The sequence below is a fragment of the Pseudogemmobacter sp. TB195 genome, from assembly GCF_058313095.1.
Window position 1 is genome coordinate 171,374 of sequence record NZ_JBZEGG010000005.1, and the last position, 14,586, is coordinate 185,959.

The following is a 14,586-nucleotide window of genomic DNA, read 5'->3' on the forward strand; positions in this document are numbered from 1 at the left end:
CGGCCTCAGACCTTGAGAAACCGATCCTTGATCGCGGGACTGTCTTTCAGCGCCTGGGTGGTGCCGGACCAGACAACCCGGCCCTTTTCCACGACATAATGGCGGTCGGCAAAGCGGGTCAGCGCATCGACATTCTTGTCGATGACAAGGATCGCCTCGCCTTCCGCTTTCAGTTTCGCAAGGCAATCCCAGATCTGATCGCGGATCAGCGGCGCGAGCCCTTCGGTCGCCTCGTCCAGCACCACAAGATCGGGATTGGTCATCAGCGCCCGCCCGATGGCCAGCATCTGCTGTTCGCCACCCGAGAGCTGGTTGCCCATATTCGACGCCCGCTCTTTCAGGCGCGGAAACAGGCCATAGACGCGCTCAAGCGTCCATTTGCCTTTCTTTCCGCCGGAATGGGCGGTGGCGATCAGGTTTTCGGCGACGGTGAGATTGGGGAAGATCATCCGCCCCTCGGGCACCAGCCCAAGGCCCATCCGCGCAATCTTGTGCGGCGAAAGGCCGGCGACATCGCGGCCATGCACCGAGATCCGGCCGCCGCGTGGTTTTACGAGACCGAAGATCGTGTTGATCGTCGTGGTTTTGCCCATGCCGTTACGGCCCAGAAGCGTGACCACTTCGCCCTGGCTGATGGACAAAGACATACCAAACAGCACCTTGCTGTCGCCATAAGAGGCCTCGAGATCCTCGACCAGCAGCATCAGACGCCCTCCTCTTCTTCGCCCAGATAGGCCTCGCGCACCTTCGGGTGATTGCGGATGTCTTCCGCCGTGCCGCCGGCGACGATTTCGCCGTAAACCAGCACCGAGATAAAGTCGGCAAGCTGGAACACCGCGCTCATGTCGTGCTCGATCAGCATCATGGTGACGCGGGATTTCAGCCGCAGCATCAGCGCGATAAGGATCTCGGCCTCTTCCGGGCCGGTGCCGGCAAGGGGTTCATCCAGCAGCAAAAGACGCGGCTTTGTCGCCAGCGCAATCGCGATCTCTAGCTGGCGTTTCTCGCCATGCGACAGGGTGCGCGCCAGCCGCCGGGCCTGGGCGTCCAGCCCGACCTCGGTCAGGCAGGCCATGGCCTCGTCATTCAGCGCGCGCTCCTGGGCGGCAACCTGCCAGAAACGAAAGGAGGATCCCGTCCGCGCCTGAACCGCGATGGCGACATTTTCCAGCACCGACAGCCCGGGCAGGATCCGCGTCAGCTGAAACGACCGCGCAAGGCCACGGCGCACCCGCCCCGCCATGTCGAGATGGGTGATCACCTCGCCATCATACCGCACCTCGCCACTGTCGGGCGCAAGCTGGCCGGAAAGCTGCGAGATCAGCGTGGTCTTGCCCGCCCCGTTCGGCCCGATGATCGCATGGATCTGACCGGGAAAGACCTTCAGCGAAACGTCATTGGTGACCGCAAGCGCGCCATAGGATTTGCGCAGCGACGTGACTTCAAGCAGGGGCTGGCTCATTTGTCTTCTCCCTTGCCGGTGACGCGCCCGCTGACGCGCTCCACAAGCCGGGTCAGGCCACCGGGCGAAAACAGAACGACCGCCAGAAGCAGCATGCCGAACCAGAGCTTCCAGTGTTCCGAGAACCGCGCGAGCGCCTCTTCCAGGCCGATGGTCAGAAGGGCGCCGGCCAGCGCCCCGACGAGGTTTCCGACGCCGCCCAGCACGACCATGATGATGAATTCACCCGAACGCTGCCAGCTAGACAGCGTTGGCGAGACATATTGCAGCTGGTTCGCGATCAAGACGCCCGCGATGGCGCAGATCACGGCCGAGATCACATAGGCGGCCATCTGATAGGGCATGATCCGGTAGCCGATTGCCTCCATCCTGAGGCTGTCTTCGCGGGTGCCGATCAGCACGCGGCCAAAGCGCGACCGGGTCAGGCGGCAGAGGAAGCCGAAGATCACCACGAGGATTGCGAGGACCAGATAGAACAGCGTGATCTCGCTGCGCAGCAATTCCTGGCCGAACAGGGTGGCGCGGGACAGGCTCATCCCGTCATCGCCGCCAAAGGCCGAGAGCGAGATGAAGAAAAAGAACGCCATCTGGCCGAAGGCCAGCGAGATCATGATGAAATAGACCCCGCGCGTGCGCAATGCGATCGCCCCGGTCACCAGCGCGAAGGCTGTGGCCGCAAGGCTTGCCCCCACAAGATGCAGGAAGAAATCGGTGATCCCCCTTGTTTGCAGGAACAGCGCCGCATAGGCGCCGATCCCGAAAAAGGCGGCATGGCCAAAGGAAACCAGCGCGCCATAGCCCAGGATCAGATCCAGCGACAGCGCCGCGATGGCATAGATCATCATCCGCGTGACCACCGAAGTGTAATAGTCCAGCCCGGCAAGGCTCAGGAGCGGCGGCACGATGGCAAGGGCCGCGAAGATGCATAATGCGATGCGGATGCGGGGGTCGCCGCTGCGGGGAATCTGCGAGGGGATCTGGGTCATTTGGCATGGCTCCGACCGAAAAGCCCGTTCGGGCGCCAGCAGAGAATGGCGATCATCAGCAGATAGACCAGCATGGGGGCAAGGGTACGGCCCAGCTGATTGGCCACTGCCGGGTCAAAGGCCATTTTCAAAAGCATCGGCCCGAAGATCCGCCCGACCGTATCAATGATGCCGACCAGAAGTGCGGCGATAAAGGCCCCCCGGACCGAGCCGACGCCGCCAATCACGATCACCACGAAGGCAAGGATCAGGATCGAATCTCCCATCCCCGGATCGACCGAGAGAATGGGCGAGACAATGGCCCCTGCAAACCCGGCCAGCATGGCGCCAAAGGCGAAGACCACGGTGAAAAGGCGTGAGATATCAACGCCAAGCGCCGAGACCATATTGCGGTTCGAGGCCCCGGCCCTGAGCAGCATCCCAAGCCTTGTGCGCCCGATCACATACCAGAGCCCAAGCGCGAGACCGAGCCCTGCAAGGATGATCGCGAGCCGGTAGACCGGAAAGCGCATCGGTCCGGCCAGCGGCATTGAGCCCGAGAGGCTCTCGGGCATCGGGACGTTCAGCGGCGCCGCACCCCAGATCATCTTGACCAGTTCAGAGGTGATCAGCACCAGCGCGAAGGTCGCGAGCACCTGATCGAGATGCGGTCGCTGATAGAGCTTTCGGAAGATCCCCAACTCAAGCAACAAACCCACCACCAGCATCGCCGGCAGGGTCAGAGCCAGCCCAAGCCAGAAATTGCCGGTCGTCGCGGCAAAAGTCGCCATCAGATAGGCCCCGACCATGTAAAGCGCGCCATGGGCAAGGTTGATGAAATCCATGATCCCGAAGATCAGCGTCAGGCCGGCAGCAACAAGGAACAGGAGGATCCCGAACTGAACGCCATTCATGACCTGCAGCAAAAGCAGGGTGCTCATACGAGCCCTCCTTGCCAGGAGGCCACTTTTCCAAAGGGAGCGCGCGCCCCGGCCGGATCGCCGCAAGCTCTGATCATCAAGGCTTCCTCTCTGTTTGCAGTTCGCTTCCAGCGTCATGCCGCGCCGGTTCTGCAATTTATTTTATATACGAAACATCTCGATTCAATCGGAATGCGGCCCCCCACACAATTTTTTACATGCGGGCAGGGCCCCGGAAGGGCGTTTTTCAGCTCTGGGGGGAAAAATCCCCGGCGCGGTGCGTGCGGCAAGGCCATTTGTGGTACCTGGCGGATAGGGCGGTCGCTCTCCAGGGCCGCCAGTCACATTTCAGCTCATAAGGCAGAGAGGAAATTGACGAACATATAGTGAACATATACTGTCGCGCGCATGGCAAGACCCCTTCAGAACAAGCTGGCGATCCTTTCGGACGCGGCGAAATATGATGCCTCCTGCGCCTCCAGCGGAGGCGAGAAACGTGATTCCCGCAAAGGTGGCATCGGATCTTCGGGCGGCGCCGGCATCTGCCACGCCTATACGCCCGACGGGCGCTGCATCAGCCTTTTAAAAATCCTGATGACCAATTTCTGCATCTTCGACTGCGCCTATTGCATCAACCGCGTATCGTCGAATGTCGAGCGCGCGCGGTTCTCGGTCGATGAAGTCGTCTCGCTTACGCTGGAATTCTACCGGCGCAATTATATCGAGGGGCTGTTCCTGTCATCGGGGATCATCCGTTCGCCCGATCAGACCATGGCAGATATGGCCCGCATCGCGCGGGTCCTGCGCCAGGATCACGGCTTCAGGGGCTATATCCATCTCAAGACCATTCCCGATGCCAGCCCCGATCTGATCCGCGAGGCAGGGCTTTATGCCGACCGCCTCTCGATCAATGTCGAACTGCCCGCCGATGCCTCGGTGCGCCGCTTCGCTCCGGAAAAACGCCCCGAGACGATACGCTCAGCGATGGCGCAGGTGCGGCTCGAGGGGGAGGCGGCGAAAGAGAAAACCCTGACCGGCAGGCGCCCGCCGCGCTTTGCCCCTGCCGGCCAGTCGACGCAGATGATCATCGGCGCGGATGGCACTGACGATGTGACGATCCTGCAAAGCTCGACCCGGCTTTACACCGGCTACAAGCTGCGGCGGGTCTATTACTCGGCCTTCTCGCCGATCCCTGATGCGTCATCGGCCCTGCCTCTGGTTCAGCCGCCGCTCCTGCGCGAACATCGGCTGTATCAGGCAGACTGGCTCCTGCGTTTTTACGGATTCAGCGCCGAAGAGATCGCGACCGGGACCAATGCCGGGCATCTGGATCTGGAGATCGACCCGAAACTGGCCTGGGCGCTGCAGCATCGCGGGCTCTTCCCGCTGGATGTGAACCGGGCGGCGAAGGATATGCTGTTGCGGGTTCCAGGCTTCGGCACCCGTACGGTCGACCGCATCCTGGCGGCGCGCCGCTCGCGCGGCTTACGCTATGAGGATCTGCTGCGGATGGGCGCCCTGATGAAAAAGGCGCGGCCCTTCATCACGGCCCCGGGCTGGTCGCCGGGCGGGCTGACCGACAGCGCCGGCCTGCGCGCCCGTTTCGCACCACCGCCAGAGCAGCTGTCGCTTTTATGAGCTTTGCCGTCACACTGCCCGATCAGGGGCAGCTCGCAGCCTGGCGGCAGGCGGCGCGGCTTGCGATCAGCCACCGCATCCCTCCCGGCGATATCGACTGGACCGGTGGGGCCGGGCTTTTCGCGGCCGATCCGCTGCCGGACAGCCCCGGCCCGCATCAGGCACGGGTGCCGGAGCAATTCGTGAAACTGGCAGGCTCTGTCATCTGGCACTCTGCGCCAGAGCGGGTCGCCCTGCTCTATCAGGCGCTCTGGCGGCTGGACGCGCGCGAGGGGGAGCCTCTGTCGCAAACCGATCCGCTGGGGCGGCGGCTGACCCTGATGGCAAAGGCCGTGGGCCGCGATATCCACAAGATGCACGCTTTCGTGCGGTTTCGCGAATTGCCTTCTGAGGGCAGACGCCGTTTTGCGGCCTGGTTCGAGCCCGGGCATAATACGCTGGAACCCGGCAGCAGCTTTTTCGCGAAACGCTTTGCCGATATGGACTGGATGATCGCCACGCCGCGCCTGACCGCCAGGTTCGAGGCGGGGCAGCTTGCCTTTCATCCCGGCGGGGCGCGTCCCGATCTTCCCGAAGATGCGTCAGAAAGCCTCTGGGCCACCTATTTCGCCAATATCTTCAATCCGGCACGGGTGAAGCTTGATGCGATGCGTTCGGAGATGCCGAAGAAATACTGGAAGAACCTGCCCGAGACACGGCTGATCCCCGATATGCTGAAGGATGCAGAGGCGCGGGTGCAGCGGATGCGCGAGGCGGCGGCCAGCGCGCCGCGCCCCGGTGCCGCCGCTGTTTCGACCCGCTACCGCGCTACGATGCCCGCAGCTCAGGATCTGCAAGAGACGCTGGCGGCGGCCCAGGATGCGGCGCTGCAATGCCGTCGCTGCGGTTTGTGCGAGGCGGCTACTCAGACCGTCTGGGGAGAAGGCTCTGCGACCGCCCGCCTGATGCTGGTCGGCGAACAGCCCGGCGACCGCGAGGATCTGGAGGGGCGCCCCTTCATCGGCCCCGCCGGACAGCTTTTGCGGCACAGCATGGCAGCGGCAGGCCTCGACCCGGCTTCGGTCTGGCTCACCAATGCGGTAAAGCATTTCAAATTCAGCCCGCGCGGCAAACAGCGCCTGCACCAGACCCCGGACCGGCAGGAGATCCTGCACTGCCGCTGGTGGCTCGGGCTGGAGCTGAGCTTTATCCGGCCAGATCTTGTGCTGGCGCTTGGTGCCACGGCGGCGCTTGCCCTGACCGGCAGGGATGACCCGATGACCGCCCGGCGCGGGCAGATCGAGACCGGCCTCCATGGCGGGCCGGTGTTGATCACCTGGCATCCCTCGGCGATCCTTCGGCAAGGGGACCCTGAGGCCCGGGCCCGGATGACCAAAGACCTTGCAGCCGATATTGCGACGGCGCGCCATCACCCCTGAGTGAACGCGACGTCATCCAGGGGAACCTGCGAGCCGCTTTGACGTTGAACAGGTATGAGTTCGTTTACTTGTTCTAAAAGGAGCGTTGATGATGGCAGAGGCAGCAGACGATATCCGCGCCAATCTGGAGAAGCAGATCACCGATCTGAAGAAAGAAGTTTCCAGAATGAGCAAATCTCTCGCGTCGCGGGCGTCAGACGCGATGGATGACGCGGAAGATGCCTTCGAGGAAGGCAAAGGCCGGGCACGGCAGGCTGCGTCGCAGGTTCGCGAACAGGCCCAGCTTACGGTGGGCGCGATGCGCGAAAACCCCGGCACAACGGCAACCGTTCTGACCTCCGTTGGCCTGATGGGCGTTGCAGCGGGCTTTGTGCTGGCAGGACTTTATGCCGGTGATCGCCGGCGCTGACGCCTGCCGTCGGCAACTGATGGCCGGGGCCGGGCCTCTCCCCTCCCCCTGTCCCTCCCCGGCTTAACGCGGCCCGTGTATTTACACGCGGGCCGCATCCTTATGTCCTCACGACCAGGCCTGCCCGAAGGAGCGCGACCAACCATGCTGAGACCGCTTGTTTTCATCGTGCCGGTGGTCGTGGCCGGGTTGCTGATCGGCTGGCTCAACATCCCCGGCGCCTGGTATGAGAGCCTCGTGAAACCCGGCTTTAACCCTCCAAACCAGGTTTTCGGCCCGGTCTGGACCGCCCTTTACGTTCTGATCGGCCTCGTCGGCTGGAGGGTCTTTGACAAAACACCGGATCAGCCGCTCCGCTGGCTCTGGATCCTGCAAATGGGGCTGAACTTCGCCTGGTCGCCGGCCTTTTTCGGCCTGCAAAACATTGCACTCGCATTGGTCATCATTCTTGCTCTGCTCGCGACGCTGGTCGCCTTCAGTCTGAGAGCCAGAACCAAAGAGCCGATATCAGCCCTCCTGTTTCTGCCCTACATCGCCTGGGTCGCCTTTGCTTCGCTGCTCACCGTCGCGATCTGGCGCCTGAACTGAGCCGAGGCGCGGAGTACCACTGCCGCACCCGGGCAGGAAAACCGGTGCTGATCATCGACCTTGCGCGAAGACAGTAGCTACCGCTGACCCTTTTTCGGGCGGCGGAAGCGGCTTTTCAACCGCTCCCACCCTTTGAAGATCCCGCGCTTTGAGGGACTCTCGAACATCTCGTCCGGACCGTTCGGATCGAGGATCTCATTCTCGGCAAGCCATGCTCCGATGGCGGAGAGGTCCGGGATTTCGTACGGGACGAGGCTGCGACCTGGTCCGCGCAGCGCCTCGACCGTGGCGATCAGCGAGCCGGTCGCCTCCAGGCTGGCGGCAACCTCCGCAGGAGTCACGCCCAGATGCTCGGCCAGGAGATCATTGCGCAGCGCCGCGATTTCATCCTTCAGATCCGCATTGCCCGGTTCATCCGCCGAAAGGATCACATCGCATTCACTGTCGAGCCGCATCGAGCGGTTGTTGAAATTCGAGGATCCCACCCGCAGGATCTGATCATCCACGACCATGACCTTGGCATGGACATAGATCGGCTTCCCGCCTGCTGTCTGCGGATGCCAGATGCGCAGACGGCCGTGGCGGTCGATCCGCTGCAACGCCTCGACCAGCTTTGCGCGGGCGGTGTCCATCGCCAGCGGTTCCAGCCAGCCATGGGCAGTATGCGGCATGATGATGACGATTTCGGGCGGGTCCGCCTCTGCAAGCCGTTCGGCAATGGCGTGCGCGATCCTGCGCGAGGCGAAATACTGGCTTTCGGCATAGATCATCCGCTTTGCCCGCACGATCATATCGATCCAGGAGGCCTCGATCTCATGGACCGGTTCCTGCCCGTCCATCTTCGGGATGGTCCGCGAAATACCAAGCCGCATCTTTGTGAACGACGTCGCCAGCCCGTCGGGCCAGCACTCGTGACACTGGGAACAGGGTTCAAGCCTTTCTCCGGTGGCTGTCAGCCAGCGCGCCCGCGCCAGATCGCCAATCGCCCGCGCGGCGTCCCCGTCAAAGGCGCTGGTTGCATCATGCCAGGGATCCGTGGGCCGCCCGCCCGGGCTGACACGGCGCGGATCATCATCGAGATGGTCGCGCGTGTCCCACCGCTGCATGGTCAGGTCAATGCCGCCGGCAAAGGCGATACTGTCGTCAATCGCCACGATCTTCTGGTGATGCGATCCGGCCAGCGGGTGCTTTGCGTCAAGCTTCAGCGTGATCCGGGGATGCGCCTTCCAGCGCAGAATGGTGAAGATCGTATTGCCGCGCAGCATCGCCCTGAAAGCACCCGTATCCCAGCGAAGCAGCCTGATCTCCAGCGACGGCGTCCGATCTGCCAGCCAGAGGATAAAATCCCCGAGACGCTCGGGTCCCCCGTCATTGCTGTCGCCAAAGGTGATCCGCGTGTCGAAGTCCCAGCCCACCAGCATGATCGAATGCCGGGCCTGAAGAAGCGCCTTGCGCAGGGATACGAAATAATCCGCGCCATCAACGACAAAGGCAAATCGCTGCGCGGCCTCGACCCTCCAGCAGGTTTCACCTGGTCGCAGCAGTGGGCTTTCGGACATATTCCCTCACACCGCATTCATCATATCGGCAACGCCCGGGCCTGGCAGAGGTTCCCTCACAACCGGCAGGGGTGTCAGCCTTCAGCGCGTCACTGCGGCATATCTGCCCCCGCGCAAATGATGCGGTTGCCGCTTTTTTCCTGCAGCAGCGCGAAATGGGGATGTTCCTGCACGGCTGCGTCCATGATGATATGGTCGGGTTCACTGGCCGATGCAAAAGAGATACGCCCGCAGCGCCCCAGTTTCGAACCATCCGCCAAAAGGATCCGGCGCGTGGCGCTGGCAAAGACAGCCCGCGCAATCTCGGCCTCTTCAACCAGCATGCTGGTCGCGCCATCCGCCGCACTCAGCCCATAGGGCGATGAAAACGCGATGTCGGCGCGCACATTGGCAATTGCGGCAAGGGTCGTCATGCCACAGGTCGAAGCGGGGGCAGAGATGAAATCGCCGCCAAACAGGATGGCGCGATTCTGGCGGGCGCGCGACGTGGCCGTGCTCAGATGATTGGCGACTTCGACCGAATTGGTGAAGACCAGCAGGCCGCTCAGCCCGGCCAGTTGTCCGGCGAGGCAGGCGGTGGTGCTGCCCGCATCGATCAGCAAGGTCTGGCCGGGGCTGACGAGCCCGAGACAGGCCCCGGCAATCGCCCTCTTTTCCCGCAGATTCTGGCGGGTCCGTTCGGGATACGGCGCTTCATTCTCGGCATGTGACGGCACGATGCCGCCATGAATGCGCCGCAGGGCCCCCGCTTCTTCCAGCTCTTTCAGGTCGCGCCGCACGGTTTCGCGTGAGACGCCAAGTTCGGTGACGATCCTGTCGATGCTGACCTGACCAAAAGTTTCCAGAAGGGCGCGGATCCGCTGATGACGCTTTGCCTGCCACATGGGGCGAAGACCTTTTTTTAGCTGTTCAGAAAGGCCAGGGCTTCGCGGTGCAATGCGGGCGTTGCGGCAGCGATGACCTGCTCGCCGGAGCCAATGGTCAATGCTTTACCCTGCCAGTCGGTGATGACGCCGCCAGCCTCGGTTACCACGGGCGCGATGGCAAGAAAGTCGTAAGGCTGCAGGCGGCTTTCGACAATGAGGTCGATATGTCCCGAGGCGAGCAAGCCGTAGCCATAGCAGTCGCCGCCGAAACGCTGAACCCGGGATGCAGCGCGGATCGCCTCGTAATGCGGGCGTTCACTGCTGTCAAAATAATCGGGAGATGTCGTGTAGAACCGCGCCTCGGCCAGGGTTTCACAGCTGCTGCTGCGCGCGGCACTGTCTGTTCCGTCGGCGCCGTGAAAGCGGCAGCCATTGCCCGCACTTGCGACCCAGGTCTCGCCGAGGGCCGGCATATGCACGATGCCGAGCTGCGGACAATCACCGGAGATCAGGGCCATCAGGGTGCCCCAGATCGGCCAGCCGGTGATAAAACTGCGGGTGCCGTCAATCGGATCGACGACCCAGGTCGGAACGCCGGACTGGCCTTCCAGGCCGAATTCCTCGCCCAGAATTGCGTGTTCCGGAAAAGCCGCGCGCAGTCTGTCGCGCAGCAAAGCCTCGACCGCGCGATCCGCTTCGGTGACGGGGCTCTGGTCTTCTTTGATGTCAATCGAGACCGGCTTGCGAAACCATTGCATCCCCAGCCTTCCGGCCTCGGTCGCGATTTCGAACGCATAATCAGCCATTTCGGCCGGAATTGTCCGATTTCCTGGCGCTGCTGTAACCATGTCCGGACAACTCCTGTGCTGGAATGATCATTTTTAAAAAACCTCAATATAGCACAAATGCACAGATTGCCACATCGTCAAGCCTGCGTTACCGTTTCTGAAAAATAAAACCAATCAACAGGAGAAGGCTTATGAAGAATACTATTTCACTTCTTGCCGGACTTGCTCTCGGGGTGGCGGCTTTGCCGGCACTGGCGGGTGAGATCACAGTCTATTCGGCGCTGGAAGAAGACGAGATTGCCGCCTACCTGGAGCGGGCAGCGGCCGATATGCCGGATGTTACCGTCAATCTTCTCCGGCTTTCAACCGGCGACCTGGGCGCACGGCTGATCGCAGAGGCCGGCAATCCCCAGGCTGATGTGATCTGGGGCTTTGCCCTTACCAATATGCTTAACCCGGCGATCTATGACCAGCTTGCGGGTTATGACGCCAAAGGCGAGGACGCCCTTGGCGCGCAGTTCCGCGACAAGGATGGACGCTGGTTCGCGCCCACGGGCTATGTCGGCGCTTTCTGCGTTAATACCGAACGGCTGGCCCAGCTGGGCGCGCCGGTCCCCACCTCCTGGGAGGATCTGAAGAACCCCGCCTATAAGGGCGAGGTGGTGATGCCTGATCCGTCCTCTTCGGGCACCGGCTATCTGCAGATCGCCGCGATCCTGCAGGGCGCGGGGGATGAGGCCGGCTGGCAGCTGATCAAGGATATCGACCCGAATATGGCACAATATACCACCTCTGGCTCGCGGCCCTGCCGCATGGCCCAGGCGGGTGAGTTCGCCATCGGGGCATCGCTTTCCTACGTGGCGATGCAGGGCATTGATGAGGGCTATCCGATCCAGATGGTGATCCCCTCGGATTACGCCGGCTTTGAGCTGGAAGCCAACGGGCTGATGGCTTCGGCGAAAAATCCCGACGATGCGAAGCGTTTCCTTGACTGGACGCTGGGCGAGGGTGCGGCCGAGGCCTATGCGGCGCGTAAGGATCTGGTCACCATTCCCGGCGTGCCGCGGTCGCCCCAGGCCGAAAAAGCCGGCCTGCCGGAAGATCTTTCCTCGGTGCTTTTCCCGATGAATTTCGCAGCTTCGGGCGAGGCGCGTGACGCGATCCTCACCAAATGGCGCGAGACCGTCGGGCGCTGAGACACCTGATCTGTGGGATGCGGGGCCTTTTCCGCATCCCGTCTTCACCGGTCTCCGGTCCAAAGCAATTCTGGTTTTGAGTGAGGTAAGATGACCCTGGACATCCGAGGGCTGTCGAAATTCTATGGCACATTTCAGGCGCTGAACGAGATCAATCTCTCGGTCGGAGACAGTGAATTCGTTTGTCTGCTCGGGCCTTCCGGCTGCGGCAAGACCACGCTGTTGCGGGTGATCGCCGGGCTGGAAAGCTTTGAGACCGGCGAGATGATCCTGGGTGGGCGCGATCTTGCCACGATCGGCGCGCGGGATCGGGGCTTTGGCATCGTGTTCCAGTCCTATTCGCTGTTCCCGCAAATGACTGCGGCGCAGAATATCGGCTATGGGCTGAAATTGCGGCAGCGCCCGCGGGCCGAGATCTCTGCGCGGGTCGAAGAGCTGCTGGCGCTGGTCAGGCTTGAACAATTCGCCGACCGCCTGCCCTGGCAGCTTTCCGGCGGGCAGCAGCAAAGGGTTGCAATTGCGCGCGCCCTGGCGGTGCAGCCTGCGCTTTTGCTGCTGGACGAGCCGCTTTCGGCGCTTGATGCACGGGTGCGGGCCGGGCTCAGGACCGAGATCCGTCAGATGCAAAAGCGCCTTGGCATCCCGACCATCATGGTGACCCATGACCAGGAAGAGGCGCTGACCATGGCGGATCGCGTGGTCTGCATGAGCGCGGGCCGGATTGAGCAGATCGGCTCTCCGGCGGAAATCTACGCGCGGCCGGCGACCCGCTTTGTCGCCGACTTCGTTGGCAGCTCGACCCTGTTGAGCGCCGCGCGCGCGGCGGGGTTCGGCGTCACACCGCCCCAGGGCCAGGGCGACAGCCTTTTCGCACTGCGTCCGGAAGATGTGCTTATCCGCGAGGATGCGGCGGCCACAGGCCTGGTGCGGTCGATCACCTTCCTCGGCAATGTCAGCCGCGTCGAAGTGGACTGGCAGGGCGAAACCATCCTGGCCGAAACCCACCGCCTGCCCGGTTTCAGCGAAGGCGCTTCGGTTGACCTCAGCCTGCAGGCGGGCGCCGGTGTCTGGGTTCAGCCATGAGCGCGGCCGGCAAACCCGTCACACGCGGCCTGGATACCCCGTTTGAAGAGCGGCTCTTTCAGCGCGTGGTGCTGCTGGTGCCGCTGGCGGGGCTGGCGCTCTTCTTCCTCTATCCGCTGGCGATTGTGATCTGGCGCAGCCTGTTGCAACGCGACGGGGCGGTGGGGTTCGGCAATTACCGCGAGATCCTCGCGCTTGATCACCTCTGGCGCGTGGTGTGGAATTCGATGGTGATGAGCGGCCTGACCGCGCTGATCTGTGTCAGTCTTGGCCTTGTGATCGCCTATGCGATGAGCCGCAGCAGGATACCGCTGCGCTGGCTGGTCTCGCTGGCACTGATCCTGCCGCTGCTGGCGCCCTCGCTGGTGCAGGCGCTCGGGCTGATTTTCATGTTTGGCCGCAATGGCCTGCTGAATTACCTGACCGGGATGCAAATGCAGATCTATGGCCTGCCCGGCCTGGTGATCGCCAATTCGATGTATGCCTTGCCCCAGGCCGTGATGATCCTTGCGGTCGCGCTGCGCTATGCCGACCGGCGTCAATATGATGCGGCGCTGGTGCTGGGCGCCTCGCCCTGGCGGCGTTTTGTCGATATCACGCTGCCATCGCTGCGCTTCGGCCTTCTGAGCGCAGGCTTTGTCTGTTTCACCGTGACCATCACCGATTTCGGCAATGCGGCGGTGATCGGAGGCAATTACCGGGTGCTGGCCTCCGAGATCTACGCCCAGGTCGTCGGCCAGATGAATTTCAACATGGGCGCGGTGGTCGGGATCCTGCTGCTGATCCCCACTTTGCTGGCCTTTTATCTTGAAAAAGTCGCCGCACAGCGCGGCGGCATCCAGGAAGGCGCGATCCCGGTCGAGCCCGACCGCTGGGCGCCGCGCGATATTCCGCTTTGGGCCGCCAGCTACCTGACCGCGCTGTTCCTGATCGCGATTGTCGCGGTGGTGATCTTCGCAAGCTTCGTGCAGCTCTGGCCCTATAAAATGAGCCTGACGCTGAAGAACTATAATATCACCACCCATGGCGGCTATGATCCGCTCTGGACCTCGCTTTATGCCTCGCTGATCACCGCGACCTTTGGCACCCTGATGTTGTTCGCCCTGGTGCTGGCGCAGCGCAAGATGTCGCGCGGTCCGGCACGGCTCGTCTATCTGCTGGCGATCATTCCGGTTGGCGTGCCCGGGCTGGTGCTGGGGCTGTCTTACGTGCTGTCCTTCAATGTGAAGCCGGTCTTTCCTGGCATTCTTTACGGCTCGGCCCTGCTGATCGCATTCTGCAACTTCTACCATTATCATTCGCAGGGGTTCCTGACGATGGTGACGGGCGTGCGCAATGTGCCGCGACAGCTTGAGGAGACCGTGACCACGATCGGTGGCGGTGTCTGGGCCAACCTGCGCGATGCGATCATACCGATCATGGTGCCAACGCTGATTTCGGTGTTCTTCTTCCTGTTCATGCGCGGGATGGTGACGCTGTCGGCGGTGATTTTCCTGATCACCCCGAAGCTGAGCGTCGGCGCGGTCTCGGTGATGCGGCTGGATCAGGCAGGTTCATCGACACAGGCCGCGGCCTTCTCGGTGCTGATCATGCTGACCGTACTGGCCGCCATGGGGCTGATGCGTCTGCTCCTTCTGGCGCAGGCGCGGGTTAATGGCCGCCCGGGAAGGGAAGAAAGTGCAGCCTGACGGGAT

Annotated in this window: 14 protein-coding genes; 7 read left to right on the top strand and 7 right to left on the bottom strand. The window is 62.6% G+C overall.

Going from position 1 to position 14,586, the window contains the following annotated elements:
- Positions 1-5 precede the first annotated feature (5 nt).
- From AC4FS3_RS07600 to AC4FS3_RS07615, 4 genes are read right to left on the bottom strand one after another with little or no spacing between them, the layout of a single operon-like run.
- Positions 6-704 (bottom strand): ABC transporter ATP-binding protein, encoded by a 699-nt coding sequence (locus tag AC4FS3_RS07600; protein WP_491020029.1) that lies wholly within the window; start codon positions 702-704, stop codon positions 6-8.
- Positions 704-1,462, bottom strand: coding sequence for an ABC transporter ATP-binding protein (locus tag AC4FS3_RS07605; RefSeq protein ID WP_491020030.1), 759 nt, complete (start codon positions 1,460-1,462; stop codon positions 704-706). Before AC4FS3_RS07605 ends, AC4FS3_RS07600 begins: the two co-directional genes overlap by 1 nt.
- Entirely contained in the window at positions 1,459-2,448 is a 990-nt protein-coding gene (locus tag AC4FS3_RS07610) for a branched-chain amino acid ABC transporter permease (RefSeq protein WP_491020031.1), read from the bottom strand. Before AC4FS3_RS07610 ends, AC4FS3_RS07605 begins: the two co-directional genes overlap by 4 nt.
- On the bottom strand, positions 2,445-3,368 hold the full coding sequence (locus tag AC4FS3_RS07615; protein ID WP_283179403.1) for a branched-chain amino acid ABC transporter permease: 924 nt from the start codon (positions 3,366-3,368) through the stop codon (positions 2,445-2,447). The genes AC4FS3_RS07610 and AC4FS3_RS07615 overlap by 4 nt, the downstream gene beginning before the upstream one ends.
- 387 nt (positions 3,369-3,755) lie before the next feature.
- Between AC4FS3_RS07615 and AC4FS3_RS07620 the strand changes: the two genes are divergently transcribed.
- The 4 genes from AC4FS3_RS07620 (at position 3,756) to AC4FS3_RS07635 (ending at position 7,400) form a co-directional block, all read left to right on the top strand.
- Positions 3,756-4,985, top strand: coding sequence for a putative DNA modification/repair radical SAM protein (locus AC4FS3_RS07620; RefSeq protein ID WP_491020032.1), 1,230 nt, complete (start codon positions 3,756-3,758; stop codon positions 4,983-4,985).
- Positions 4,982-6,403, top strand: a complete 1,422-nt coding sequence (locus AC4FS3_RS07625; protein WP_491020033.1) for a UdgX family uracil-DNA binding protein — start codon at positions 4,982-4,984, stop codon at positions 6,401-6,403. The genes AC4FS3_RS07620 and AC4FS3_RS07625 overlap by 4 nt, the downstream gene beginning before the upstream one ends.
- Before the next feature lie 91 nt (positions 6,404-6,494).
- On the top strand, positions 6,495-6,812 hold the full coding sequence (locus AC4FS3_RS07630) for a hypothetical protein (RefSeq protein ID WP_283179402.1): 318 nt from the start codon (positions 6,495-6,497) through the stop codon (positions 6,810-6,812).
- Between the two features lie 144 nt (positions 6,813-6,956).
- A complete protein-coding gene (locus AC4FS3_RS07635) occupies positions 6,957-7,400 on the top strand; it encodes a TspO/MBR family protein (protein WP_491020034.1) in 444 nt (147 codons plus the stop codon).
- Between the two features lie 77 nt (positions 7,401-7,477).
- Here the strand turns inward: AC4FS3_RS07635 and AC4FS3_RS07640 are convergent, their stop codons facing one another.
- The 3 genes from AC4FS3_RS07640 to hisN all read right to left on the bottom strand — a co-directional run bounded on the left by AC4FS3_RS07640 (position 7,478) and on the right by hisN (position 10,631).
- Positions 7,478-8,959 (bottom strand): phospholipase D-like domain-containing protein, encoded by a 1,482-nt coding sequence (locus tag AC4FS3_RS07640; protein ID WP_491020035.1) that lies wholly within the window; start codon positions 8,957-8,959, stop codon positions 7,478-7,480.
- A gap of 89 nt (positions 8,960-9,048) precedes the next feature.
- Positions 9,049-9,843, bottom strand: coding sequence for a DeoR/GlpR family DNA-binding transcription regulator (locus AC4FS3_RS07645; RefSeq protein ID WP_491020036.1), 795 nt, complete (start codon positions 9,841-9,843; stop codon positions 9,049-9,051).
- A gap of 17 nt (positions 9,844-9,860) precedes the next feature.
- A complete protein-coding gene (hisN, locus tag AC4FS3_RS07650) occupies positions 9,861-10,631 on the bottom strand; it encodes a histidinol-phosphatase (protein ID WP_491020037.1) in 771 nt (256 codons plus the stop codon).
- A 173-nt stretch (positions 10,632-10,804) separates the two neighbouring features.
- Between hisN and AC4FS3_RS07655 the strand changes: the two genes are divergently transcribed.
- The 3 genes from AC4FS3_RS07655 (at position 10,805) to AC4FS3_RS07665 (ending at position 14,580) form a co-directional block, all read left to right on the top strand.
- A complete protein-coding gene (locus tag AC4FS3_RS07655; protein ID WP_092904467.1) occupies positions 10,805-11,809 on the top strand; it encodes an ABC transporter substrate-binding protein in 1,005 nt (334 codons plus the stop codon).
- Between the two features lie 90 nt (positions 11,810-11,899).
- On the top strand, positions 11,900-12,892 hold the full coding sequence (locus AC4FS3_RS07660) for an ABC transporter ATP-binding protein (protein WP_491020038.1): 993 nt from the start codon (positions 11,900-11,902) through the stop codon (positions 12,890-12,892).
- Positions 12,889-14,580, top strand: coding sequence for an ABC transporter permease subunit (locus tag AC4FS3_RS07665; protein ID WP_491020039.1), 1,692 nt, complete (start codon positions 12,889-12,891; stop codon positions 14,578-14,580). Before AC4FS3_RS07660 ends, AC4FS3_RS07665 begins: the two co-directional genes overlap by 4 nt.
- Positions 14,581-14,586: the final 6 nt, after the last annotated feature.